Source organism: Lacrimispora sp. YZC11 (genome assembly GCF_057543815.1).
In genome coordinates, this window is the sequence record NZ_BAAJYQ010000016.1 from 438,038 (window position 1) to 461,240 (window position 23,203).

At 45.5% G+C, this 23,203-nt stretch carries 26 protein-coding genes; 2 read left to right on the top strand and 24 right to left on the bottom strand.

The genetic code is table 11. The features are described 5' to 3' along the window. Positions 1–109: 109 nt before the first annotated feature. From hisD to AC27IJ_RS17385, 12 genes are all read right to left on the bottom strand, one after another. A complete protein-coding gene (gene hisD / locus AC27IJ_RS17330) occupies positions 110–1,408 on the bottom strand; it encodes a histidinol dehydrogenase (RefSeq protein ID WP_487149938.1) in 1,299 nt (432 codons plus the stop codon). After that, positions 1,405–2,055, bottom strand: a complete 651-nt coding sequence (hisG, locus tag AC27IJ_RS17335; RefSeq protein WP_312501754.1) for an ATP phosphoribosyltransferase — start codon at positions 2,053–2,055, stop codon at positions 1,405–1,407. Before hisG ends, hisD begins: the two co-directional genes overlap by 4 nt. 12 nt (positions 2,056–2,067) lie before the next feature. Further along, a complete protein-coding gene (hisZ, locus tag AC27IJ_RS17340; RefSeq protein WP_487149940.1) occupies positions 2,068–3,330 on the bottom strand; it encodes an ATP phosphoribosyltransferase regulatory subunit in 1,263 nt (420 codons plus the stop codon). 156 nt (positions 3,331–3,486) lie between these two features. Further along, positions 3,487–4,020, bottom strand: a complete 534-nt coding sequence (locus AC27IJ_RS17345; RefSeq protein ID WP_312443304.1) for a Holliday junction resolvase RecU — start codon at positions 4,018–4,020, stop codon at positions 3,487–3,489. Positions 4,021–4,029: 9 nt separating this feature from the next. Further along, entirely contained in the window at positions 4,030–4,992 is a 963-nt protein-coding gene (locus AC27IJ_RS17350; RefSeq protein ID WP_487149943.1) for an RluA family pseudouridine synthase, read from the bottom strand. Between the two features lie 73 nt (positions 4,993–5,065). Next, a complete protein-coding gene (locus AC27IJ_RS17355) occupies positions 5,066–5,635 on the bottom strand; it encodes an O-linked GlcNAc transferase-like protein (RefSeq protein ID WP_312501758.1) in 570 nt (189 codons plus the stop codon). A gap of 30 nt (positions 5,636–5,665) precedes the next feature. Beyond that, positions 5,666–6,436, bottom strand: coding sequence for an SDR family NAD(P)-dependent oxidoreductase (locus tag AC27IJ_RS17360; protein WP_312501759.1), 771 nt, complete (start codon positions 6,434–6,436; stop codon positions 5,666–5,668). A 46-nt stretch (positions 6,437–6,482) separates the two neighbouring features. Then, complete coding sequence (locus tag AC27IJ_RS17365) at positions 6,483–8,423, bottom strand: YgiQ family radical SAM protein (RefSeq protein WP_312501761.1); 1,941 nt, start codon at positions 8,421–8,423, stop codon at positions 6,483–6,485. Beyond that, positions 8,420–9,085, bottom strand: a complete 666-nt coding sequence (locus AC27IJ_RS17370) for an HAD family hydrolase (RefSeq protein ID WP_312443296.1) — start codon at positions 9,083–9,085, stop codon at positions 8,420–8,422. The genes AC27IJ_RS17365 and AC27IJ_RS17370 overlap by 4 nt, the downstream gene beginning before the upstream one ends. Before the next feature lie 48 nt (positions 9,086–9,133). Beyond that, positions 9,134–9,886 carry a pseudouridine synthase gene (locus AC27IJ_RS17375; protein ID WP_312443294.1) on the bottom strand — a complete coding sequence of 251 codons (753 nt, stop codon included), beginning with the start codon at positions 9,884–9,886 and terminating at the stop codon, positions 9,134–9,136. Further along, positions 9,883–11,247, bottom strand: a complete 1,365-nt coding sequence (locus AC27IJ_RS17380; protein WP_312443292.1) for an RsmB/NOP family class I SAM-dependent RNA methyltransferase — start codon at positions 11,245–11,247, stop codon at positions 9,883–9,885. Before AC27IJ_RS17380 ends, AC27IJ_RS17375 begins: the two co-directional genes overlap by 4 nt. A 204-nt stretch (positions 11,248–11,451) precedes the next feature. Beyond that, a complete protein-coding gene (locus AC27IJ_RS17385) occupies positions 11,452–12,261 on the bottom strand; it encodes a M23 family metallopeptidase (RefSeq protein WP_312443642.1) in 810 nt (269 codons plus the stop codon). Positions 12,262–12,312: 51 nt separating this feature from the next. Between AC27IJ_RS17385 and AC27IJ_RS17390 the strand changes: the two genes are divergently transcribed. After that, positions 12,313–13,239 (top strand): nucleoside recognition protein, encoded by a 927-nt coding sequence (locus tag AC27IJ_RS17390; RefSeq protein ID WP_312501762.1) that lies wholly within the window; start codon positions 12,313–12,315, stop codon positions 13,237–13,239. Here the strand turns inward: AC27IJ_RS17390 and AC27IJ_RS17395 are convergent. The 9 genes from AC27IJ_RS17395 to AC27IJ_RS17435 all read right to left on the bottom strand — a co-directional run bounded on the left by AC27IJ_RS17395 (position 13,196) and on the right by AC27IJ_RS17435 (position 21,191). Next, on the bottom strand, positions 13,196–13,777 hold the full coding sequence (locus AC27IJ_RS17395) for a vacuolar family H+-ATPase subunit H (RefSeq protein WP_312444006.1): 582 nt from the start codon (positions 13,775–13,777) through the stop codon (positions 13,196–13,198). The genes AC27IJ_RS17390 and AC27IJ_RS17395 overlap by 44 nt on opposite strands. A gap of 20 nt (positions 13,778–13,797) precedes the next feature. Then, a complete protein-coding gene (gene coaD / locus AC27IJ_RS17400) occupies positions 13,798–14,286 on the bottom strand; it encodes a pantetheine-phosphate adenylyltransferase (RefSeq protein WP_312444007.1) in 489 nt (162 codons plus the stop codon). A gap of 53 nt (positions 14,287–14,339) precedes the next feature. Further along, positions 14,340–14,894, bottom strand: a complete 555-nt coding sequence (rsmD, locus tag AC27IJ_RS17405; RefSeq protein WP_312444009.1) for a 16S rRNA (guanine(966)-N(2))-methyltransferase RsmD — start codon at positions 14,892–14,894, stop codon at positions 14,340–14,342. Between the two features lie 197 nt (positions 14,895–15,091). Continuing rightward, complete coding sequence (locus AC27IJ_RS17410; protein ID WP_013272630.1) at positions 15,092–15,295, bottom strand: alpha/beta-type small acid-soluble spore protein; 204 nt, start codon at positions 15,293–15,295, stop codon at positions 15,092–15,094. Between the two features lie 183 nt (positions 15,296–15,478). Then, positions 15,479–16,102, bottom strand: coding sequence for a uridine kinase (udk, locus tag AC27IJ_RS17415; protein WP_312444011.1), 624 nt, complete (start codon positions 16,100–16,102; stop codon positions 15,479–15,481). 96 nt (positions 16,103–16,198) lie between these two features. Beyond that, entirely contained in the window at positions 16,199–16,894 is a 696-nt protein-coding gene (locus AC27IJ_RS17420; protein ID WP_312444014.1) for a DUF975 family protein, read from the bottom strand. Between the two features lie 109 nt (positions 16,895–17,003). Continuing rightward, complete coding sequence (gene recG, locus AC27IJ_RS17425; protein ID WP_312501766.1) at positions 17,004–19,088, bottom strand: ATP-dependent DNA helicase RecG; 2,085 nt, start codon at positions 19,086–19,088, stop codon at positions 17,004–17,006. A gap of 58 nt (positions 19,089–19,146) precedes the next feature. Then, positions 19,147–20,820 (bottom strand): DAK2 domain-containing protein, encoded by a 1,674-nt coding sequence (locus tag AC27IJ_RS17430; protein WP_312444016.1) that lies wholly within the window; start codon positions 20,818–20,820, stop codon positions 19,147–19,149. 14 nt (positions 20,821–20,834) lie between these two features. Beyond that, positions 20,835–21,191, bottom strand: coding sequence for an Asp23/Gls24 family envelope stress response protein (locus AC27IJ_RS17435; RefSeq protein WP_024295513.1), 357 nt, complete (start codon positions 21,189–21,191; stop codon positions 20,835–20,837). Between the two features lie 168 nt (positions 21,192–21,359). Here AC27IJ_RS17435 and rpmB point away from each other — a divergent pair, with 168 nt between their 5' ends. Continuing rightward, complete coding sequence (rpmB, locus tag AC27IJ_RS17440) at positions 21,360–21,548, top strand: 50S ribosomal protein L28 (protein WP_025233002.1); 189 nt, start codon at positions 21,360–21,362, stop codon at positions 21,546–21,548. A gap of 108 nt (positions 21,549–21,656) precedes the next feature. Here rpmB and AC27IJ_RS17445 read toward each other — a convergent pair whose 3' ends face one another. Genes AC27IJ_RS17445 through AC27IJ_RS17455 form a run of 3 tightly spaced genes read right to left on the bottom strand, consistent with a single transcriptional unit; the run spans position 21,657 to position 23,199 of the window. Next, positions 21,657–21,794: a hypothetical protein gene (locus tag AC27IJ_RS17445; RefSeq protein WP_013272624.1), complete on the bottom strand. Its 138-nt coding sequence runs from the start codon at positions 21,792–21,794 to the stop codon at positions 21,657–21,659. 54 nt (positions 21,795–21,848) lie between these two features. Then, positions 21,849–22,259 (bottom strand): GerW family sporulation protein, encoded by a 411-nt coding sequence (locus tag AC27IJ_RS17450; protein ID WP_312444018.1) that lies wholly within the window; start codon positions 22,257–22,259, stop codon positions 21,849–21,851. A gap of 1 nt (position 22,260) precedes the next feature. Continuing rightward, a complete protein-coding gene (locus AC27IJ_RS17455; protein ID WP_312444020.1) occupies positions 22,261–23,199 on the bottom strand; it encodes a DUF2953 domain-containing protein in 939 nt (312 codons plus the stop codon). Between the last annotated feature and the right edge of the window lie 4 nt (positions 23,200–23,203).

Sequence of the window (23,203 nt, forward strand, 5' to 3'; positions counted from 1 at the left end):
ACCGGAGGTTTTACGAGCTCACGGGCTTTCGCCCTATGAAATGGGTCATGGAAAGTTTTTCTTATGTGCAAGCACAACGAAAAACTTTCCCTGTCCCATTTCGCACTGCTCATTGCTTTCGTGGAAATCTCACTTTCACAGAATTGGCATGGGCGGTTAAATGCTCTGCCTCGGCAAAAGCTTCAATATCTTTATGGATCTCTTCCAAAGCTTCCTTTGAGTAATATATAATGCTTGATTTCTTTATAAAATCATCCACACTTAAGGCTGAGAAAAATTTAGCCGTGCCATTGGTAGGAAGTACATGGTTGGGTCCGGCAAAATAATCTCCCAAGGGCTCAGAGCTGTATTCTCCAATAAAGATTGCGCCTGCATTGTGAATTCTGGTCATATCTTCAAATGGATTTTTGGTAATAATCTCCAAATGCTCCGGAGCAATCTCATTGACTGTCTGGATGGCTTCCTTCATGGTCTCTGCCACAAGAATGTAGCCGTAATTATCCAGGGATTTTTCAATGATCTCCCTGCGTGGCAGTTCTCTGGTAAAGGTTTCTATTTCCTCTGACACCCGCTCAGCAACCTCCATGCTGGTGGTTACTAAAATAGCGGAAGCCAGCTCATCGTGTTCTGCCTGGGACAGCAAATCCGCCGCCACAAAACGGGGATTGGCGCTCTCATCTGCAAGCACCAGGATCTCGCTTGGTCCTGCAATGCTGTCAATGCTCACATGTCCGTAAACCGCCTTTTTTGCCAAAGCCACAAAAATATTCCCGGGCCCTACAATCTTGTTGACCTTTGGGATGGATTCCGTTCCAAAGGCAAGAGCCGCTACGGCCTGTGCTCCGCCCACCTTATAAACCTCTGTAACTCCCGCCAAATGGGCTGCTGTCAGGGTGACTGGATTGATCTTTCCATCCTTTCCCGGCGGAGTCACCATGGCAATGCGTTTCACACCCGCCACTTCTGCCGGAATGATGTTCATCAGGACCGAAGACGGATAAGCAGCCTTTCCGCCCGGAACATAAACGCCCACGCTTTCTAAGGATGTGATCTTCTGGCCAAGGATGGTGCCATCCGCTTTGCTGTCAAACCAGCTGTACTGCCTTTGCTTTTCGTGAAACTGCCGGATATTTTTCATGGATTTTTGAAGGATCTCCATAAGCTCCGGATCCACTTCCTTCATGGCTTCTTCAATCTCCTGCCCAGTCACCTTAAAGTTTTCGGCCTTTATTTCCGCCTTATCAAATTCCCTTGTATAGGCAAATACCGCCTTATCTCCATCCCGTTTAACCGTATCCACGATTTCCTGAACCGTGTCGGCATATGCGTCATAATTATTAGGATCTCTTTTTAACAGATCAGAAAGAATATTTTGTCTGGAAGTTTCGTTAAGCTTTACTATTCTCATCGGTTTTCCTCCTGCAGCAAGGTACGCAGATCACGGATCAGCTTTGTGATCCTGTCATTCTCACGTTTCATACTTACCTGATTGACCACCATACGGGCGGATAAGGGACAAATTTCCTCCAATACCGTAAGCCCGTTTTCCTTAAGGGTGGCACCCGTTTCCACTATGTCCACTATGACCTCGGAGAGCCCTACAATCGGCGCCAGCTCAATGGAGCCGTTAAGCTTTATGATTTCAACTGTCTGGTGCTTTTTATTGTAAAAATAGTCCTTGGCAATGGCCGGATATTTGGTGGCTACACGGATCCTTTCATGATGTTTTAAAAGCTCACCCGCCGATGGAGGGCCGCAAACACACATCCTGCAATTTCCTATCCCCAGGTTCATGACCTCATAGAGCTTTCTTCCTTCTTCCAGAATGGTGTCCTTTCCCACTATGCCAAGATCAGCCGCTCCATACTCCACATAGGTAGGCACATCACTGGCCTTTGCAAGAAAGAAACGCACGCCCAGTTCCTCATTGGTGAAGATCAGCTTCCGGGAATCCTTGTCCTTCATCTCTTCGCAGGTGATCCCGATTTTTTCAAACATTTCAAGTGACTGTTTCGCAAGCCGCCCCTTTGCCAGGGCAAAAGTCAGATATCTCATAAGTTCCCCCATTTATTTTAAATATTCCGACAGCGGTATCTCATCTGAGCGGTCCAGAATAAGGTTCATGACCTTTACGGAAAACCCGCTGTGGTCTAAATACAGCAGATTATTTAGATCCCTGCGCCTTGCGTAAGCCTGATAGTCCTCAAGGGAACGGGCCGGGTCTTTCAGTTGGAGCTGGACCGCCATACCGGAACCTCGGAAATGACCGGAAAGGCGGATGGCATTTTCCCTGGCATCTTTCTCATAAAGGATCATGGTATTCACCAGATCAACCTTCATCTCGATGTTCTGCCTGGAAAGAGCCAGTAAAAGCTCATCCACCGATATTCCGAACCCCACGGCAGGAGCATCCTTTCCAAATTGTTCCAAGAGCCTATCATATCTGCCGCCATTGACCACGTAATCTCCGGTTCCATACGTGTAAGCCTTAAAAATAATGCCGGTATAATACTGGTACTGGCTCAGCATGCCAAGATCATAAGAAACGTAATCAGAAAGCCCGTAATATTCAAGAATCCGGTGTACCTCTTCCAGGCGCTCAATCGCCTTCAGCGCTCTTAGATTGGAAGTCAGTTCCCGGGCCGCCTGGATCTGATCCAGGGAGCCGAACAGTTCCGGAAGCTTTAAAAACACCTGCTTTAACTCCTTTGAAATGGGCTGGGCCATCACCAGTTCTTCTACACCAAAATAATTTTTATTTTCAATAAGCTCCCTTAGAGCCTCCTCCATTTCCTCGTCCATGCCGGCCTCTTCTATCAGCCCTTTGAAAAAATCCACTTCACCTAATTCCACCTGGAATTCCGTCAATCCTGACGCCTTCAAGGCCCTGATCACCATGGAAAGGATCTCTGCATCCGCATCCGCAGAATCATCTCCAATAAACTCCACTCCGGTCTGGCTGGCTTCCTTAAGTCTGCCCTGATAGCTGGAGTTATTGATAAAGGTCCTTTCAATATAGCAAAGACGGATGGGCATGTCTTCATCCAGAAAATATTTGGCCGCACATCTGGCTATGGCAGGCGTCTCATCCGGGCGCAGCACTAAGGTGTGGTTATCCCTGTCAAAAAACTTAAACATCTCCTTTGCCTTGACACTTCCCCGGGATTCATTAAAAATATCAAAAAATTCAAAGGTGGGAGTTTCAATGTCCTGATATCCGCTTAAATGGAAAACTTTTAACATCTTCTCCTGCACCGCGGCCTTTCTCGTACACTCCACTCCATAAATATCCCGGACTCCATCCGGCGTATGTAACAGTTTATTTGCCATAATAACCTCCGTCTTCTGCTTCGCATTTCCATGATAAGCCGCCATAAATGCAGTGAAGAAAATTATTTTCACGGTTTATCATTTTATGTCACTTTCTTATGGTAAAGTGATAATTCGATAACGTGTAGTCAATTATAGGGGAAAAAGTGGTTCTTGTCAATCTCTTCTATCCAAATCTTTCTGGATCAATTCCAGGTAGTGAACGAAAATATCCCGGTAGCTCGTGATCCGCCAGGTTTTATCCACTTCCTCGTAGGTAAAGCTTTTCCGCCCACCATCCTCCATCCGTTTCCAGAACCATTTCAGCTGGTCAAATGGGAGATAATAAATCTCATCCTTCTGGGTATAAGATAAAATGATGAATGCAATGCCTCCCTGGCTTTCAAATTCTTCCATAAAAGCGACCTGATGAGGGTGAATGTTCTGAAGGGGAAATGTGCCCGCCGAACATTCCTTTGCATCAAAGCATACCGGTATTCCCTGTACAGCTCCAATATAATCCACCGTGCTTTTCTGGTCAAAATAAGCCAGAGTGATGTGGCGGCTTTCCTTATCAATGGAAATGGGAGTGATCGGCGTAGGTATCTTCTGGATCAAGGCCAATCCTTTTTCCCGATAGCTTTCATTGCTGCGGTTAATCAGTTCTTCAAGGGCAGAGCCTCTTAACCCTCTGGTATTCCAGGTTCCCATCTCCGCCTCCTATCTCCATTCCCTGCATATTTTTGAAAAGGTCTTTGGCAAAGGCGCATAAAAGGTCCGGCCTGATAAGTAGGAAAGAGGCTCCGGCAGCTCAGGGAATGTTACCTGATAAGAATGGAGAAGCTGGGAATTGATATGGTAAAGTCTTTTTGCTTCCTCATTGACCCTGCTGTCACCATATTTATAATCTCCTACGATTGGGTGCCCGATAGAGGATAAATGGGCACGGATCTGATGGGTGCGTCCTGTGATCAGGGTAACCTTAAGGAGGGTGTAACCTTCCTGCCGCTGAACCGGCTCATATTCCGTCACAATGGGAGCGCTCCCCGGGACCTCCTGCTTATGGACCGTCACCTGATTGGAAGCTTCCGACTTTGTCAAATAGCCAGTGATTACCTGTCTGTCTGAAATCTGTCCCTTTACCACGCACTGGTAATACTTGTGAATGCTCCTGTCCTTAAAGGAGGCGGACATGATCTGAAGGCCTGCCAGCGACTTTCCTCCTACCACCAGACCACTGGTGTTCCGGTCCAGACGGTTGCACACGGAAGGCCGGAAGCTCCTTAACTGGTCTGTGGATAACTGGCCGTTTGAAACCAGATAATCGATCATGTATTCCACCAGGGATTCATCTGATTCCCTGGCTTTCTGAGAGAGCATACCTGCCGGCTTGTTTACCAAAAGGATGTGCTCATCCTCATATATAATGTTTAAAGATACTTTCTTTACCTGCTGAAGTTTCACCTGGGAAAATTTTCCGATGGTTTCATCAGAAAGAAAAAGCTTGACCTCGTCTCCTTCTACAAGCTTTTCCGAACCCTCGCACTTCCTGCCGTTTAAGATGATGTTCTTCTTTCTCATCATCTTATAAAGAAAGCTTTTTTCTGCAAGATTCAAATATTTAGAAAGCAGCTTATCCAAACGCTGCCCTGCTTCATTTTTCGATACAATCAAAGACTGCATGTTCTGTCCTTTCTTAACCTTGCCACGAACTTTGGCATAGAGGTATACCCAAAGGGTATTTCTGTCCTGCCGATTACATGGACAGGCTTTTTAACAGCTTGATCCCACGCTCCACGCTGCCGTCATCCTTATACTCTGCTTCCGGTTTCAAGCTGGAAAGGCAATTGATAAATTCCTTTTCATCCAGAATGAGCCTTACATCCAGTTTTAGCTGATTGCCGAGGAACATGTCCTTAAAAAAACATTCTGCTTTTCCTGTATTGAACTTTTTGGCGGTACAGTAAGCATAGACACCGGTAGGATGAACCGCAGCCACATCCACCGGTAGGATTGCATCCCTGGAGGTGATAATCAGATCGTAAAGCATACTGCATTTTCCTTCATGGGATGAAGCTTTTTTATATAGTTCCTCCGGCAGCGTTTTGTACTTCCATGAGGCCAGAAGGGGCGAAGCCCAATTGGCCACCGGCAGTACGGAAAGAATGGCTGTGACCGTCAGTATGTTTTTCCAGGATGAGCTGTCTGCCATAGCCCGGCCCAATAGCTGTATGAGTATCAGAGCCGCCCCGGCAAGGACCTTCCCAAGTTCTGTTCTTCTGTGATAATTACGGTAACCGTACTGTCCCTTCCTGCATCGTTTCACTTTTGTATTCCTCTTCCTTTGCCTGCTCTTTTATATAGCCTTCATTAACCCCTTCATAAGACGAAAGATGGCGGTGTGAGGCACTGTTTTGCACAAAAGCCGGAAGGTCTTCATGGTGGTTCCATATACGGAAACCGGACGCCCCATCATGCTGTCCCGCAAAGCCAGACTTACCACCTTCTTAGGATCTGCCATGACCACCCGCTTGTAAAGAGGAATCTTTCCCGTGGTTTCCGCAATATCAAAAAATTCGGTTTTCACAGGTCCCGGGCATACTGCCGTCACATAGATTCCCTTTTTCTTCAGTTCTTCATTCAGCGCCCTGCTGTAGCTTAACACAAAGGATTTTGTAGCCGCATAAATGGCAAATCCAGGTTGAGGCAAAAAGGAGGCAGCAGAGGAAAACTGTATGATACGGCTGTTCTCCGACATATAGGGAAGAACCATATGGGTCACAGCGCAAAGGGCTTTGCAGTTTAATTCCACCATGCCCATTTCATCCCCTATGTTTACGGTACCCACGTCGCCGATTTTCCCATAGCCTGCCGCATTAATTAACCACTTTACATCCGGCTTTTCTTTCGCCAGGATATCCTGTAAGCTCATCAGTCTGCTATCATCCGTTAAATCAATGGCAAAGGACCGGACCTTAACCGGAACAAGAGGGGACAACTCCTCCAGCCGTTCCTCTCTCCTTGCAATAGCCCATATTTCTCCAATTCCATTAAAACGGTCAGCAATCTGCATGATAAATTCTCTTCCCATGCCGGAAGATGCACCTGTTACAATGGCAATCTTCATAATTGATTCCTTCTTTTCTTTTATTTTTACCCACGCATTTTGGGATTTATTTTTTACCTGCTTTTTTATGGACGTTTCTTATGGTCTTTTTCTTTTGTTCCCGGCGGTCTCTAGTCTCTGAAGCTGTTCTTCTATTCCCGCTGCCAAGATTCTTCCCTGTTTTATTGTCTGAGAAACCTCCAGGAGTGCCTGCTTTCGGACGGATCAGGCATTTTTTATCATAACCGATCAAATCGGTACGGCCTGCAAGTCTCAATGCCTCAGAAACCAATTCATAATTTTTCGGATTCCGGTACTGGATCAGTGCCCTTTGCATGGCCTTTTCATGAGGATTCACCGGCACATACACCTTTTCCATGGTCCGGGGATCATATCCCGTGTAATACATACAGGTGGATATGGTAGAAGGAGTTGGATAAAAGTCCTGGACCTGCTCAGGCATATATCCTAAATCCCGTAAATATTCCGCAAGCTCCACGGCCTCCGAAAGACCTGAGCCTGGATGGGAGGACATTAAATAGGGGACTAAATACTGTTTCATGCCAAGCCGCCCATTCATTTCGTTATATTCCTTTACGAACTGGCGGTATACCTGGTTCCGGGGTTTTCCCATTTTTGAAAGCACCTTATCCGACACATGCTCCGGGGCCACCTTTAACTGTCCGCTGACATGGTACTGGCAAAGCTCCTTTAGAAACTTTTTGCCAGAGTCCGCCAGCACATAATCGAACCGGATGCCGGAACGGATGAATACCTTTTTCACCTTTGGCAGGTTTCTTAACTTTCTCAGCAATTCAATATAGTCCGTATGATCCGCTTTTAAATTCCTGCAAGGATCCGGGAACAGGCACTGCCGGTTGGGGCAGGCTCCCTTTGTCATCTGTTTTTCACAGGCCGGGGACCTAAAATCCGCCGTGGGTCCTCCTACGTCATGGATATATCCCTTAAAGTCCGGCTCTTCTGTCAAAAGCTTTGCCTCATCCAGAAGGGAATTATGGCTTCTGGCCTGTATGATCCTGCCCTGATGGAAGGTAAGGGCGCAAAAGCTGCATGCACCAAAGCAGCCACGGTTGCTGATCAGGCTGAATTTAATTTCCCTGATGGCAGGAACTCCCCCAAGCTCCTCATAAGAAGGATGGTAATTCCTCAAATAAGGTAGAGCATAGACCTCATCCATCTCCTCCATGGAAAGAGGCTTGGCCGGAGGATTCTGGACCACAAATAAATTGTCCTTATATGGCTCCACCAGACGTTTTCCGGTAAATGGGTCCGTATTATTATACTGAATGTAATAGCTTTTTGCATATTCCAGTTTATCAGCCTTCATTTTGTCGTAAGAAGGAAGAATCTGGGCATCATATACGGATTCTAAGCTGTCCGTCTTATAGACTGTCCCATCGATAAAGGTGATATCCTTGATGTCAATCCCGCTGTTTAATGCATCTGCAATTTCCACAATGGACTTTTCCCCCATCCCATAGGAAATAAGATCCGCCTGGGAATCGATCAGGATGGAATGCTTTAACCGGTCTGACCAGTAATCGTAATGAGCCAGACGCCTTAAGCTGGCCTCAATGCCGCCGATAATGACAGGCGTTTTCTTATAGGCGGACCGGATTAAGTTGCAGTAAACAGCAACCGCATAGTCCGGGCGCTTTCCCATGACTCCACCCGGTGTATAGGCATCCTGCTGCCTGCGCTTTTTCGAAACAGAATAATGATTTACCATGGAATCCATGTTGCCGCCTGAAACCAAAAATCCAAGGCGGGGCTCCCCTAAAACCTGGATGCTGGCCCGATCCCTCCAGTCCGGCTGGGATATGATCCCCACCTTATAGCCATGGGCCTCCAAAAGGCGGCTGATAATGGCATGGCCAAAGGATGGATGGTCCACATAGGCATCTCCGGTGACATAGATAAAGTCACATTGCTTCCACCCTCTGATATTCATATCAGACCGGTTCATGGGAAGATAATCGTGCATCATGATTTTTCGACCTTTCTTTTCAGTATCTGGTGATAATCGTATATAAAGTAGTCAGCCATCTGCCGTTTTTCTTCTTCCATATCTCTGGAAAATTCATCATCAATGGCGCATACCGTCATTCCTGCCCGCTTTCCTGCCAGAATCCCGGCAGGGACATCCTCAAAAACCAGGCAATGGGCCGGAGTTACGGAAAGCTCCCCGGCAACCTTTAAATAAATATCCGGCGCAGGCTTTCCATAAGTTACTTCACAGGAGGTAGCAACTACCTGAAAATATTGCCCGATATTTAAGGAATCAATCACCGCATCCACCATCTGCCGTCCGTTGCTGGTGGCGATTCCTGCCTTTAATCCCATTTCGGCAATGTATTTAAGAAACTCGCCTGCTCCCGGTTTTAACAAAACCTCGTTCCTGTATTTTTCAATGGACATTTCCGTCCATACAGCCTTGATCTCCCCAAGGGATTCCTTCAGATTGAAACGCTCTTTAAAATAAAAAGCGGTTTCCGAAAAGCTCATCCCTTCAATCTCCTTTTGCAGATCTTCCGGGCATGCAAGCCCTCTGCTGCCAAGAAATTCTATATCAATGGATTTCCACATCCACATGGAATCAACCAGTGTTCCATCCAGGTCAAAAATCACTGCTTTCTTTTGCTCTAACATTCTCTGCTTTTGTCTCCCTTTCCTTGTTATTGCCCATGTGCTTTGGGCCTAAAGGTATGCCCGAAGAGTATTTCCATGACTTTTTAATTCCCGGATCTCTTCTTCTGAAAGCGGGCGGTATTCGCCCGGCATTAACGCTTCATCTAATACCAGGATTCCCATAGACATCCTCTTTAAGTATATCACACGGCACCCAAGAGTTTCAAACATCCGCTTCACCTGATGAAATTTTCCTTCCCGGATTGTCAAACGGATCTCAGAAGGCATTTCTTCTTTTCCCTGCCTTAATACTTCCAAATGAGCCGGAAGCGTGGGAGTTCCATCGGAAAGCACAAGTCCTTCCTCTATGCGTTCTTTTGCATCAGGCGGAAGCTCTCCTAAAACCTGGGCGAAATAAACCTTATCCACATGCTTTTTCGGTGACAGAAGCTGATGAGCCAGGTCTCCGTCATTGGTGATGAGAAGAAGCCCCTCCGTATCTATATCCAGCCGTCCCACCGGGAAAAGGTCATCCCGCTTCCGTGACCGGATAAGGCTTACCACAGTTTCGTAACGGGAATCTTCAGTGGCTGATACCACGCCCTGAGGCTTGTTCAGCATATAGTATTCATACCGGACATAGGAAACCGGACGACCATCCACGGATACCTGATGCTGCTCCGGATCGATTTTGCGCTCCGCCCTTTTCTCCGTTATGCCGTCTACCAGAATCCTGCCTTTTCTAGCCATTTCCTTGATCTGGCTTCGCGTTCCTTCTCCCATCTCCGTTAAATATTTATCAAGTCTTAATTCCTTCATCATTGCCACCGCCATCCCGGATAGTATTTGTTTTTCAATGTCGATCCGCCTCCCTTGGCAAAGCCAAGAGGGAAGCCTTCCACACAGACCAGGCACCAGCCTTTTATTGGTTCCTCCCCTTCCTTTAAGAAAATGGTTTCCCCTTTTAAATAGCGAATCACCCTCTCATCCTGCTTTTCCCATGAGATAGCTTGTCTGAACTCTTCCGGCTTTAAGGTCATGGCAAAAGCCTGTCCCGGATCAAAACGTCCCTTCTTCATCTCACCCAGCAAAAGTCCGGTCCTTAAGTAGCGCAGACCACTGGTATTCTCCGGAAAAAGTTCGGGCAAATAGTAAACCGCATCATTCTTTATCCGGATACGGGAGCGCTCCATAGGCTTTGATACCATGGAAAGGAAATCAGAAAGTTCATCAGGCAGAGGTGGCTGTTTGCTGCCGGTTTTCCCGAAAATTCCATCTCCTGCCGTGCAGTCCTTCTTTTTCAGCAATGCCATAAAATGCCCTTCTCCCCTGATCTTATGGGGAAAAAGGCGGAGACAGCCGGGGAGGCCGATCCCGCTGCTGGCCCCTTCAAAAAGAGGAAGCTTGATCAACTCCATCTCCTCATGGCAATCCAGGGTCCGGCTGATAATATCTTCATTTTCACAGGCAGAAAACGTACAGGTGGAGTATAAAAGAAGCCCGCCGGGAGCAAGCATGTCTACTGCCTGATCCATGATTTCCCTTTGAATCCCGGCATAATACTCCGGACCGTGTTCCTCATAGCTTTTTACCATATCTGCATCCTTGCGGAACATCCCTTCTCCCGAGCAGGGAGCATCTACCAGTATTTTATCAAAAAATTCACCGAAGGTTTCCTTTAATTTCTTTGGTTCCTCACTGGTGACACAAATATTTTCGATTCCCCACAATTCTAAGTTCTTGAGCAAGGCCTTTGCCCTGGAATTGCTGATGTCATTGGATACCAAAAGGCCTTTGCCTTTCAGCTTTGCCCCCAGCTCCGTGCTTTTCCCTCCAGGCGCTGCGCACAGATCTAAGACTTTGTCTCCCGGTACCACGGAAAGCAGACTTGCCGGCGTCATGGCACTGGGTTCCTGGAGATAGTAAAGCCCGGCGTAATAATAAGGATCTTTGGCCGGACGTTCTTCTCCCTCATAGTAAAAACCGTTAAGGATCCAGGGAACGGGTTCAAGCTTAAGGGTTGTCATTTCAGTAAATTTTTCCGGGGTTATTTTAAGGGTATTGACGCGCAGCCCATAGAGCCGTTCCTCATCAAAGCTTCTTAAATATGCCTCATACTCCTCTTCCCCTAATAAATTTTTCATTCTGTTTAAAAATTCTTCCGAGATTTTTCGTTCTTTCACGTTGTCGCTCCTATATGTTTAGGATGTTCAATTCGCCTTTGGCTCATCGAATGTCTATGTAAGCAATCTTAATATAGCTTTTCGAAATTTGCAAGGCAAGTTTCGATAAAAGGCCGGCTTTATCGGTCATCCTTCCGATTATCCAAACTGCTTTCTAGCCCGCCCATCCGATTATCGGAAGCGATTTTTGCTTCCGATAATATGCTAATACGAATATTTCAACCGGTATTTCTCCAGATATTTTAAGACCCAGTATGGATTGACGCTCATCTCCTCATAATGGTCGGTCCGTAAATAAATCCCCAGATGCAAATGGACTGGAAAATTGCCGGTAGTCCCCTCTACCTGGCTGTAGCCGGTGTCTCCCATAAACCCTAACAGCTCCCCTGCCGATACTTCGTCCCCTTCCTTCCACTGTCTGCTGTAGCCGTAAAGATGGGCATAATAAAGATAGGCTCCCTTTGGAGTCCGTATCCCGATCCGCCAGCCTCCCTTTTCCAGCCACCCCACTTTTTCTATCACTCCGTCGCTCATGCTGACCACCGGATAATGCCCTCTGGGCTGTTCCGTTCCCATGATGTCGCAGCCTTCATGTCCACGTTCTCCCCCATAGGTCCTTGTATCCATCCAGCCGTTTTGATAGCTTATATCCGGAGAACCGGATTGGACGTTTGTTGGGATCGGAAAAAACTTTAAATCAGTTAAAATGGTTTCGTAGGCCTGGCGAAGCTTTCTATACTCCGCCGGCTTTACCTTTAAAAGTCGGTCCGTATGGGTATCACGGTCTGTTACCCCAGTCAGATCATACTGATGCTCCACCATTAAGGAAGTCAAAGTATCATAATCAAGAGAATCCCATTCCGCCACCATTTTTCCAAGCTGTAAGCTCCTGAAATCATCGCTTTCCCAGGTATAAGCATCAAGCTGGTAAAAGGTAGGATTATTATACAGGTAATCGATCATAGTTACCTGGAAAACGGAAAGGATCAGGATGAAAAGAAGAATCACCATCATATCAGTCATGCCATTTCATATAATTGTATAAAACAATCTATTCAGGTGTACATGAAAAAATCCTTTTTCCGTCTGCTTTCCGTTGCTGCCTTAATTCTGCTGCTCCGTTATCCAGCCATTGCCTTTGAAGGAGCAAGAAACGGACTTGTTTTATGGGGCTCTGTGGTTGTGCCCACCCTTCTGCCCTTTATGATATGCTCTAATGTCATTGTGGCCTTAAATGCAATCCGAATCCTTATTTTCCCAGTCAGAAGGATCCTCTATCGGTTCTTCTGCCTTTCGGATGCAGGAAGCTATACCCTTATTTCCGGCCTTCTCTGCGGCTATCCCATGGGAGCAAGAACCTGCAGTGATTTCATGGATAATAAACGTATCTCGGAAAAAGAAGGAAGATACCTTTTAGCCATCTGCAATCATCCAAGCCCCATGTTTTTATTAGGCTATGCTGCCGGGGGCCTTCCCCCAACAGTACCGGTCTGGCTCCTACTTGCCTGTGTCTACCTGCCAATAATTCCTATTTCCATTGCAGCCCGGAGCTGTTATGGCATAAATGGGCCTGCCCTGTCCTTCCCCGTAACCAGAGAATCTTCCAAGTCCTTTGACGACAGCCTGATGGATTCCTGCGAAGTCATGGTGAAAATCGGGGGATATATCATGCTCTTTTCCATCCTGGCCCTCTACATAACAAAGCTTCCCATTGAACTCCCCCAGTATAAGGCTGTTATCCTGGGATTTGTTGAAATCACCACAGGAATCAAGGCCGTTTCCCAGGCCTTTACAGGAATCTCCGGCGGCTTGTGGATCGGAACCGTAACCGCATTCGGAGGATTATCCGGTATTTTCCAGACAAAGAGTGTTATAAAAAATGCCGGATTATCCATCCGGCACTATGTAGCTTGGAAAGTACTTCACAGCTTCCTTACCATCATACTATTTATTCTGTTGTCTCGTTTTCTTCTGTTTCTGCCATGGGCATAACAGCTCCTGTCAGCTCCTGGCGGTTAGAAGAGACGATATCATAGCTTGACTGCATGGAAGTCATAAAAGCGTCAAAACGGCCCTGGGCCCCTTCCATGGAATGACTGATAATGGTCTGAAGGCTCTTTAACATATCATCCGTATACTGAACGGAACTTTGCCTGATGCCGTTGGCGTCAGATACTGCCTGTTCCACGATCTGCTGGGCCTGGCTGTTGGCCTGTTCAATGATATCATTGGCCTGGGTGTATGCTTTCTGCATGATCTCGTGCTCATTGACCAGCTCATTTGTCTGAGCATTGGCCTGGACCAGAATAGAATCCGCCTGCTGGCGGGCTTCATTCATAATGGCATCGCGGTTGCTGATAATCTTCTGATACTGCTTGATTTCATCCGGAATGCGCAGACGGAGTTCTACCAGTAGCTCTTCAAGCTCATCCCGGTTGACCACGATCTTGCTGTTGGAGAGCGGCTGGTACTTGCAGCTGTCAATATATTCTTCAATTTCACCGATTAACTGTTCAATTCTGCTCATCATAATACGAACACTCCTTACCCTTATTTCATTCTATCTTCCATCTTCTTCATTACACGCTCCGCAACACATGCAGGTACAAACGTGTTTATCTCCCCGCCGTAGGCGGCAATCTCCTTCACAATGCTGGAACTCAAGTAAGAATATTTTAAATTCGTCGTCAAAAACACAGTATCAATTTCCGGGGCCATAACCCTGTTTGTCTGTGCGATCTGCAATTCATATTCAAAATCCGTTACAGCCCGAAGCCCGCGAATAACTGCATCCGCCTGATTAGCTCGTACAAAATCAACTAATAACCCTCCAAACGATTTCACCTCCACATTGGGAAGATCTTTGGTAAGGCTCTTTAACATATTAACACGTTCTTCTACAGAAAACAACGGCGTTTTTGAATTATTATTTAAAACTCCTATGATCAGATGATCCGACATCCTGGCAGAACGCTCAATAATATCCAAATGGCCAAATGTCACCGGATCAAAGCTTCCCGGATAAACTGCTTTTCTCATACGATTACTTCCTTTTCCATTTATTTCCCATGCTTTCCGGGAAATTTCCTATATTAATTCTTTGCAACAAACACATGTTTATTCGTCTTATAATCCTTTTCCCTTACAATCCTGTATCCCAGATTCTCCAGATAATCAAAAGAGGTTTCTAAAGAGGCTTCCACAATAATGGTCGTTTCCTCATCAATCAGGCTGGAAGCGGCCAGATACTGCAAGACCTTTTTTTCCCAATCATTATTATAGGGAGGGTCCATAAAAACAAAATCAAACACATACCCTTTCCCTTCCAGTCTTCTAAGTCCTGTAGTGACGTCACAGTTCAACACAGCGGCGCCATCTTCCAGCTTTGTGGTCTTTAAATTCTCACGAATGCATTCCGCTGCTCCCGGACTCTGCTCCACCATGACTGCAAGTCTGGCTCCCCGGCTCAGCGCCTCGATTCCAATAGCTCCGCTTCCGGAGAATAGATCCAGAAAACAGCAATCAGGCATGTCCCCCTGAATCATATTAAAAAGCGTTTCTTTAATTCTATCTGTGGTGGGCCGTGTATCCTGCCCCTCTATGGTCTTTAAAACAAGCCTTCTGGCTTTCCCGGCAATCACTCTCATGATAATTCCTCACTTTATTTTTCCAAATCATTATAATATGAATCCGGAAGATATACAACTAATTCCTCAAAAAATAGGAGCCGCAGCTCCTATAACTGAATATCAGTTACGAAACTGCAGCTCCCGGTTTCCCTTCTATTATCCAAGTTTACTGGTTATAATGTTTATTCGAAGGGTGTTTTTTTGTTTTTTACAGGTTATTTACCTGCCATCTGTCTTTCCTGGGCTTCGATCATCTTCTTAACCATATAACCGCCTACGGAACCATTCTGAGCGGAAGTTAAGTTTCCGTTATAACCGTTTGTTAACGGAACACCAATCTCGTTGGCAACTTCCATTTTAAAACGATCCATTGCTTCTTTTGCTTCTGGTACATTTGTAGTATTAGATCTACCTGACATAATGATATGCCTCCTTCTCATCTATTCACCATGATTTGTTTTTTTTAATAATTCATGGTGTGTTTTGTGCTACACTCCTATTATGGCTGGAATAGAATGAAATACACTAGAAGGTTTTTCGTAAAATGTAATTTTTTAGGAAAAAAATCGAGCCTTCATAAACATTCTCATGAAAATACGGTTTTAATCCTCTTGACCAGTCTCCAATATCTTTTCAATATTCGTTTTGACCAACTGGAATGCAACCTCATTCATGCCGCTGTTTATAATAACATCCGCCATGGGCTTCGTAGGCTCCACAAACAAATAATGCATAGGCTTAACTGTGGTTAAGTACTGTTCCACAACACCCTCGATATCCCGTCCTCTTTCTTTCACATCCCGGATCACACGGCGAAGGATCCGTTCATCGGCATCAGCTTCCACAAAGATTTTTATATCAAACATGCTCCTCAAGCGATCATCCGCAAAAACCAGGATCCCCTCGACTAAAATAACCTTTTTAGGCTCTACCTTCACCACATCTTGAGAACGGTTATGCATGGAATAATCATAAACAGGGCCATCAACCGCTTCTCCTGCCCGCAGTTTCCGAAGCTGCTCCAGTAAAAGCTCCGTTTCAAAAGCTTCGGGATGGTCATAATTCATTTTCTTTCTCTCTTCAAAAGAGATCCCATCCTGCTTTTTATAATAATTATCATGATAAATAACCGCAATATCGTCGCAAAATGCTTCCTTTAACCGGTTGGTAAAGGTTGACTTCCCTGAACCGGTTCCTCCGGCAATTCCAATTAACACACACTTCATCTTCCGTGCTCCTCCACTTATTTGCCGTATAAGCAGCAAATCTTTATAAATAATTAGGGTCCAACCTCTTAAAAAAGAATTGAACCCTTTAATCGTTTACTCAAATACAGTTGCTTCCTCATATACAACAGTTTTTGGCTTTACTGCATTATAATAATTAGCAAAAGTAACCTTCATATAGGGATATACATAAATGAAAGCCAGACCACAGGTGACAAGGCCCAAAAGCTGCCATAAAATAAAGGACAGTTCCAGAACAAAGAATTCCCACTTATGTCCTACCATCATTTCCTTACTTTCACGGATGCACTGCATGATACCTTTACTTGGATCCTCAACCAGAACAAAAATAGCCTGTGAATAGCGGTAAGCAGCTATAATTCCCGGAATGATAAAAAGTAAAGCCCACAAAAATGTAAGCAGGGACACCATGAGAAGCAGTCCCAGGGCTTTAAAGAAATACCTTACAGATCCGAATAAATCACCGTATGACATAGTATTATCCCTGTTAGCAACCTTTAAACAGTACGACTGATATCCGAATTGGATAATAGTGCTGATAATAATATTAATAATTACAAAAATAACGCTGCTGGCCGCAAACGCTCCAGTCTGGCCTATATCCCCATAAGCGCCTGCATTATCTATCATGCCCTGCCATATATCCAGAAATCCCTGCACAGCAGATAATACAATCGTAATGACACCTAAAATTATTGTAACCATATAAGGGCTTACCAGTGCCTCCCTCATGGCATCTTTGGCATCCATTTTTAAAGCTAATCTACTCATTACATTCCTCCTGTTTCCTGACTTGATAATTTTACGTAAATAAGTTTATCATTTGCCGTCGATTATTGCAAATATTTTCTGCAAAAATCATAAATCCAGATAATTTTAACTACAAATTAAGCTTATCATAGCTTTTCTCAAGATACTCTTTCAGCTTGCCATTAAGCTCCTGGTGCTCCTCTTTCATAAGCTCCGGATCCTCCTCAAAAAGCCGTTTCACTTCATCTGAAACGGTCTTTAACAGGTTTGCATCCGTAAATATATCCCCCAGCTTAAATTCCAGATCTCCGCTCTGCCTGATACCGAAAACATCACCTGGTCCCCGAAGCTTTAAATCCTCTGAAGCAATAAAAAAGCCGTCATTGGACTGGGTCAAGATATCCAGCCGTTCTTTCGTCCCCTCCTGGTCCGAGGTTCCTACCATAATACAGTAAGACTGGTATTTCCCCCGCCCCACGCGGCCTCTCAGCTGGTGAAGCTGAGCCAGGCCGAAGCGCTCTGCATTTTCAATCATCATAACCGTTGCATTGGGAACGTTTACTCCTACCTCGATTACAGTGGTGGATACCAGAACCTTGATTTCCCCGCAGGCAAATCTTTCCATGATCCCGTTTTTTTCTTTCGGCTTCATTTTCCCGTGAAGGTATTCCACTGAAATTCCCGGAAGCGCCTCCCTTAAGATTTTCGTATAATCCACTACATTTTCCGCTTCAATCATTTCGCTTGCTTCTACCATAGGGCAGATCACATAGGCCTGGCGGCCGCTTGCTGCCTCTTTCCGGATAAATTCATAAGCCTTCTCCCGGTAACCGGTATCCACAACACAGTTTTTAATGGGTAATCGGTTTGCGGGCAGCTCATCAATGACAGAAATGTCCAGATCTCCGTAAATGATAATGGCCAGGGTCCGCGGGATGGGTGTGGCGCTCATTACCAGAACATGAGGCTCTTCCCCCTTTTTCCCCAGCATTTCCCGTTGGCTTACCCCGAACCGGTGCTGTTCATCGGTAATCACCAGTGCCAGATTATCGTATACCACCTTCTCCTGAATAAGGGCATGAGTGCCGATAATGATATCCGCCTCATGGGAAGCAATCTTTTCGTAAGCAATTCTTTTTTCCTTTGCTGTCATGGAGCCCGTAACAAGTATGGGTTTTTTATCGATCTGATGCATGGCAAACAGCTCTGTCATGGATTCAAGATGCTGCTTTGCCAGTACCTCCGTAGGCGCCATAAGGGCCCCCTGGTATCCGTTATACGCCGCTTGAAGAAGGGAAAGTATAGCGATGATCGTCTTACCGGAGCCCACGTCTCCCTGAATAAGGCGGTTCATGACCTGCCCACCTGACAAATCGCCGTATACCTCATATAAAACCTTTTCCTGGGCATTGGTCAGGGAATAGGGAAGACTTTTCTTTAAAGCCTCCACCTGGGGGGATAGATTTAAAATATAAGCGCTCTTTTTATCCTCTCTCTTGTCTCTTAGACGCCGGACCGCCATTAGAAAAAGAAAAAACTCATCAAACACCAGCCTTTTTCTGGCAAACAGCAGTTCATTCCGGTCCGTCGGAAAATGAATATGTTCAATAGCAAAATTATATTCCGCCAGTTCGTGCTTTTTGCGCAAATCCCCAGGCATATAATCCCGCACCATGCCACGGAGGCTTAAGGCCTGCTTTTGAGCCCTGACAATGGTTTTATTGCTCAGTCCCTTGGTCTGTCCGTATACAGGCTGCATGGAATGGACCACCTGCTCATAAGCCTCCGCCGTAAATATCTCGGGCTGTTCCATGGTCAGACGGCCGTTTTTCTTCACCACCCGGCCACGGAAAACAGCGCGCATTCCCGCTTTTAAAGTGGAATGAAGGTAGGGCATATTGTACCAGGTGAGCAAAAGAGTTCCCGTCATATCCTTTAAAGTCGTTGTGATGACCTGGATGTGGCTGTACCGTTTTACATCCGGAGTCTTAAAAAGCATCCCGGCAACTGTCATCACCTGATCCGGCTTAAGCTCCCCAATAGAACAAGGCTCCTCATAGGTGTCATAAGCTCTCGGATAATATTCCAGAAGATCTCCAACGGTTATCACTCCAACCTTTTGAAACAATTTTCCTGTTTTTTCTCCGATCCCCTTTAAGGAATCAATAGACTCATAATTCAAAGCCGGGTTCCCCTCCTCTCTTTTTTCCTGCATAGCAAAACCGGGCAGACAGGCCTCGTCTGCCCGGTATAAAAATGCCGCTGGCTCTTTTTTATTCTACGGATATAAGATAATAATAAATCGGCTGTCCGCCTGCATGAAGCTCTACCTCGCAGTGGGAAAACAATACTTCCGCTTTTTCCTTAAGCTCTTTTGCATCCTCTTCCCTGACATCCTTGCCGTAATAGACAGTTACTAATTCAGATTCTTCTTCTACCATGGACTCAAGGGCTTCCAGCACCGTGGATTCGATTTCCTTTCCAACAGCCAGAATTCCATTGTCGCCGAGTGCCATGATATCCCCTTCACGGATCTCAATATCATCGATCATGGTATTGCGGACCGCATAGGTAATCTGTCCGGTTTTTACACGGGACATCTCTTCCGTCATGATCCTCTCATTATCCTCAGGTGATAAATCCGGGGCAAAGTTGATGATTGCAGTAATGCCCTGGGGTATGGTTTTTGAAGGGATAACAATGACCTTTTTGTCCTCTACCAGGCTTTTAGCCTGCTCTGCAGCCAATATGATGTTTTTATTGTTTGGCAGAATGTAGATGGTGCCGGCATTCACCTTATCAATGGCATTTAACATATCCTCTGTACTTGGGTTCATGGTCTGACCGCCCTGGATCAGATAATCTGCACCGATCCCCCTGAATATTTCATCAAGACCTTCACCGGCAGATACGGATATAAAGCCATAGGGCTTTCTCTGTTCCGCCCTTTTTTCGACCTCAGCTTTTTGCTGTGCCGCCAGCTTTTCCGATTCTTTGATCAGTTTTTCCTGGTGTTCTTCCCTCATATTATCAATCTTCATGCGGGATAAAGAGCCATAAGTAAGGGCCTTTTGAATCGCAAGTCCCGGATCATTGGTGTGGACATGGACTTTTACCATATCATCGTCTGAAACAACCACAATGGAATCGCCGATGGATTCCAAGTATCCCTTGAATTCGTGCTCCTTCTTATCATCATAGCGGTTTTCCAGATTGATGATAAATTCGGTACAGTAACCGAACCGGATATCAATGTCAGCAGTTTCCGCTCCTGAGGCTCCAGCAGTAACAACCGGCCGCCTTTCAACCTCTACAGATAAGTCCACCTCCTTGCCTGACAGGCAGTCAAAGGCTCCCTTCATTACCTGCATAAGGCCCTGGCCGCCGGAATCCACAACTCCAGCCTGCTTTAAAACCGGAAGCATCTCCGGTGTCTGGCTCAATACGTAATCACCGTGATCAATCACCTTCTGGCAAAACTCAAGAATATCCTCTGTCTCTGTAACCAGCTCCGCCGCCTTTTCTGCCATGCCTCTGGCTACGGTAAGAATGGTTCCTTCTTTGGGCTTCATTACTGCTTTATAAGCAGTTTCAGTTGCCCGAACAAAGGAATTGGCTAAAACTGTGGCAGTCACCTGATTGACGGAATCGATCTCTTTTGTGAAACCCCGGAACAGCTGGGACAGGATCACACCGGAATTTCCTCTCGCTCCTCTTAAAGAACCGGAGGAAATTGCTTTTGCTAACGCTTCCATAGTAGGATTCTCAATGGCAGCTACTTCTTTTGCCGCCGCCATGATGGTCATGGTCATGTTGGTTCCGGTATCTCCATCCGGCACTGGAAACACATTCAGTTCATTAATCCATTCTTTCTTTGCTTCCAGTCCCTTTGCTCCTGCCAGAAATGCCTTCTGCAGCATTTCGGCGTCTATATACTTCATACCCACGGGTAGTTTCCTCCTTAATCAATCACTCTTACGCCTTCGACAAAGATGTTAATCTTATCTACTGTCATACCTGTGAATTCTTCTACTTTGTATTTTACATTTTCAATCAAGTTATCCGCCACCGCAGAAATGCTGACCCCATAGGCTACAATTACATGGAAATCGATGGTGATATGGTTGTCCTGGATGTTCACATTGATTCCGTGAGTCAGGCCTTCCCGTTTTAAAAGCTTAACAAGTCCGTCTTTCATACTGACAGCCGCCATACCGACGATACCGAAGCATTCCACTGCGGTCGTTCCGGCATACATAGCGATAACATCAGGGCTTACCTGGATTTCGCCCAGTTTATTATTAATATAACCCTTCATAGTCTCTACCTCCGTTCTTTCTGTCTGTTTTGATTATACATGATTTTTCCAAAAAAAGAAACAAATTTTTAATTTTCACTTGCAAATCCATGTGTTTTCTGTTATCATACATTTGTTGTGGATTTTTCAACCATAAAAAGTCCAAGTCGCTTTTAAGGAGGTGCAATCATGGCTAAATGTGCAATTTGTGAAAAAGCTGCTCACTTTGGCAACGCAGTGAGCCATTCCCATAGAAGATCTAATAAGATGTGGAAAGCAAATGTGAAGTCCGTTAAAGTAAAAGTTAATGGCGGCGCTAATAAGAAGATGTACGTATGTACTTCCTGCTTAAGATCCGGATTAGTTGAAAGAGCTTAATCGAAGGAAACTCCTGGCTGGTATCAGTCAGGAGTATTTTTTTGTCTTTTTCATGAGGCCGGCCCTTTTTAAAGGCTGGCCCCATTTATTTTTAACAGCATTACTTGCTCAGCAGCAGAACAGGTTATATCCCAGTACCAGACATCCGATGATAAACAGGATCGTTACGATAGTCGCCGGGATAAAAAGCAGAATTGCCATGCCCGCTCCAAAGCAGAACAGCATAAGTCCGCATACTCTTCTCATATCATCCCTCAATCCATTCAGGCTATATGACATCCTATGCGGCTTATCCCTTTCTTATTCTTCCGTTTTTTTCTTATCTTCCGCGGCGGCCATCTCCTCCGCCACTTTTAAGGCTTCCGGAGAAACCTCTTTTGTTCCGCCAGCAAATTTGTTGACAAAATCCGGCACCATATCCAAAATTTTCGTTACAGCATCCTGCTGCTTGATATTTACCAGCTTTGTTATTCCATTCTGGATGATCAGCACCGCACTGGGACTCATCTTTGCATGCATGCCTCCTGCCCCATTCTGCTTTGCATCTCCTGCAAAGGATCCGGCAGCCATGCCGCAGGTCACATCCACCAAAGGCAGGATGATCGTATCATCTACCTTTACCGCATCTCCTACTACAGTTTTTGTCGCTACAAAAGAATCCATTCCCTTAAACAGCGACTCTACTGTAGATGTAAAATTATTCTCTGCCACGTTAAGCAATTCCTCCTTTATGAAGCCATCCCTTTAATAAACGCCTGAAATTCCTATCCAACAGCATACGCGATCCAATGAAAAGAATCGTTCCCGTACGGATCCTGCCCTGAAACGTTCCTTCCGCAGTAAACACAGACCGGTCAAAAACAGGATACAGGTTTAAATGCTTATGACAGAGCGGATAAATAACGCTTGCATAGGTAAGCACCTGTCCGGTTAAATACGGGTCGTCAAAGCCAAAGGTTATTTTTCCCTTCCCTCGGCGGGGAAGGATATGGCGGATCAGTTTTTTTCCCTGCCTAAAAAGCAGCTTTACGGTTTTCTGGTTTTCCTTATTGGAAATCCAGGCATGAATCTCATCTTTTTTGTCTTTTATTGTTGTCAGTGTATCACAGATCCGCATGAAAAAAAACTTAAGTTTTGTAAAAGTCATAAGAACCTTATTCTTGACTCTTGCAAACAGCTCCATAACCCCGAATCTTTTTTTCTTTTTTGGATCTTCCTTTGGAGGCGTAAATTTCCTTAATTCCTCCTTTGGAGGCGGCAGGTTCCCGGGTTTTTCCTGGATCCTGTCATGGATCTCATCTTTTACTTCCAGTGCTTCTCTTATGGGTTCCGGCTCCATTACTTCCATGGCCTGAACCATGATCTCTCCAGCTTCCTTAAGCTCTGAATCCATCTTCTTGGGCTTTCCTATGCGGAAGCCAAAAAACCGGACCCTCACAATTAAGTCCTCCTCGTACTGGGCTGTCACGGAAAGGATATGTAGAAGCCAGGTAATCCTGGCCTTTCCCTTCACCTTTCCGTCATAAGAACCCTCTGCCCGATACCGGACCGGGACCAGAAGGACCAGCAGAACCACAGTGAGGATAAGCCCTAAAACGATAAGCACCAGCAGCCCTAAGATTTTAAGTATAAACAAAATTATATGAAGCATGAAC